We start from the raw sequence: 2,817 nt of genomic DNA on the forward strand, positions 1-2,817 counted from the left end.
CAACATTTATAATTGCACAACAAATAATCACAGGAACAATAAAAGACAATACTGGGTTTCCGCTTCCGGGAACATCTATTATAGTAAAAGGTACAGATAAAGGCGAAGTCACAGATTTTGATGGGCAATTTACCATCGAAATGGATAAAACACCTGCAACTTTAGTTATAAGTTATGTAGGTTATATAGCTAAAGAGATTGAAATTACAAACCAAAAAAAACTTGACATTGTTTTAGAGGAGTCGCAAGAAAAACTTGATGAAGTTGTAATAATAGGATATGGTCAAGTGGATAAAGGAGATCTTACAGGTTCGGTAACAACCGTTAAACCTAAAGAAGATTTAGTCAACCAATCTCAAAATATAGAAAGCCTTTTGCAAGGGCAAGCAGCAGGTGTATTAATACAGCAAAATACAGCTCCAGGCTCATCATCTACAATAAAAATTAGAGGTTTAAATAGTTTAACAGGTAATACAGAGCCGCTTTATGTTATAGATGGTATTATTGTTGACTCCGCAAACGAAGATACATTAGACCCATTAGGAGGCGCTGGAAACAGTTACAGTGCACCTCAAAATGGTATTACAGGTCTAAATCCTAGAGATATTCAAAGCATCGAAGTGTTAAAAGATGCTTCAGCTACAGCTATTTATGGATCTCGAGGAGCCAATGGTGTAATTATCATTACAACAAAAAATGGTGAATTGGGAGATACTAAATTTAATTTCAGTACGACAACAACCATTGGTCAAGTCGTTAGAGATATCGATATGTTAGGGTTTAAAGATTATGTAAATTATCAAAATGATGTTAGAGTCAGTCAAGGAGTTAACCCTACGTATTATACATATCCAGATGGAAGTGTTGCAAATTTTGATACAGATGAACAATTTATGATTGATAACGCAGCAACCATTACGCGTTTAGAAGGCATAGATTGGGGTGATGATACTTACAGAGAATCTATAATACAAAACCATAGGCTATCTGCTTCAGGTGGAGGTAGTAAAATGAAATATTATTTTGCAGCCGGTTTTATTAAAAACGAAGGAGTAATACCAAACGCTTCAGCTAAAACAACAGATTTTACAGCCAATTTAACTAATAACTTAACAAGTAAGCTAAAGCTATCAACAAAATTTGCTGTGGCTTTTACAGAGAATTCAGCATCTAAAGGAACCTCTAACTTAGGAGGAACAAATAATAGTTTAGTTCGTCAAATAGTTTTAGGCGTTCCAATTTCTGGAGATATTCAAAATTTTGATGGAGAAACAGATGTGTTTGATATAGGTTTAGATGGGCCTAAAGCTTGGATTAATGATTTTGAAGACCTTTCTAACGAAACAAGGTTACTTGGAGCATTAAAGTTAGATTATAAAATGAATAAAACATTTACTTATAGATTAGCTATAGGTACAGATTATAGAATAAAAAAACGTCAAGTATGGTTTGGAACGGCTTTAAGAAGAGGGAGATTATCTAACGGAGAAGCAGGATTGAGTAAATTTAATAGATTTAGATATAATGTAGATAATACCTTAATGTTTAAACACAAGTTTAATAGAAAACATAAAATAGATGGAACAGTTGGTTTTATTATTGATGCTAAAAAATCAGAATTTACAACCGCCTCTGCAACAGATTTTCCTTTACAAGATTTAGGCGCTAATGGTATTACTAGTGGTCAAAATCAACAACCTGTATTTTACCATACGGAGCCAGAATCATTATTGTCGTATTTAGGACGTTTAAATTATACTTTAGCAAATAGGTATTTGTTTACAGCTACATTTAGAGCAGATGGAAGTTCTAAATTTGTTAAAGGTAATAGGTGGGCATATTTTCCTGCTTTTGCTTTTGCTTGGAAAATTAATAAAGAGAAATTTTTACGAAACTCTGAGACTATTTCAGAAGCAAAATTACGTTTAGGTTGGGGATTAACAGGTAATCAAGCTATAAACGCCTATCAAACACTTTCTAGATTTCCAATTTCAGAGTCTCCATACTCAGATGGTTCTAATGGACAAGTTGCTACAATAAGTCCAGCAAACTTAAAAAATCCTAGTTTAAAATGGGAAACGACAAGTCAATACAATGTTGGTTTAGACTATGGCTTGTTTAATGATAGAATTGTAGGATCGGTAGATGTTTATTATAAAGAAATCTCAGATTTATTATTAAGAAGAGATTTACCAGGTTCTGTTGGGTTTTCAGTAGCTCAAGTAAATCAAGGAGATTTAATAAACAAAGGTGTAGAAATTGCACTTAGCGCAGATGTTATTAGCAAAGAAAACTTTAAATGGAATGTTTATGGTAATATAGCCTTCAATAGAAATGAAATAAGTAACATACCATTTGATCCAGCACAATTTGGAAATGAGACATACAGTGCTTATTTAGGAAACCAAATATCAGGAGGAAATTACTTTAAAGTACCCGCTAATATTTTTATAGAAGGGCAAGCACCAGGATTATTTTATGGTTATGCTACTAATGGTATTGTATCTAACGCCGATGATGTTGCTAACGCACCTAGTTTTAATGGTTCACCAGCACAATTAGGAGATGTATATTTAGTAGATCAAAATGGAGATGGTATAATCAACAATAACGACTTAACAATTATTGGAGACCCTAACCCAGATTTCAATTATGGTTTTGGGACTAGTGTGGAATACAAAGATTTTAAATTATCTGCTTTCTTTAATGGTGTTTATGGAAACGAGATTGCTAATGGTAACTTATTAAGAGAAGGATATGCAGATAACGGTCCTACAAACACAAGACAAGATGCATATTTTAATGCATGGTCACCAA

General features: G+C 33.2%; 1 protein-coding gene. It reads left to right on the top strand.

What is annotated here, in order from left to right; translation table 11 throughout:
- Window positions 1-2,817: SusC/RagA family TonB-linked outer membrane protein (locus ACVC2P_RS00080; RefSeq protein WP_452596454.1), on the top strand; the 2,817-nt coding region annotated here is incomplete at both ends.

It is taken from the genome of Pontimicrobium sp. MEBiC01747, assembly GCF_053601635.1.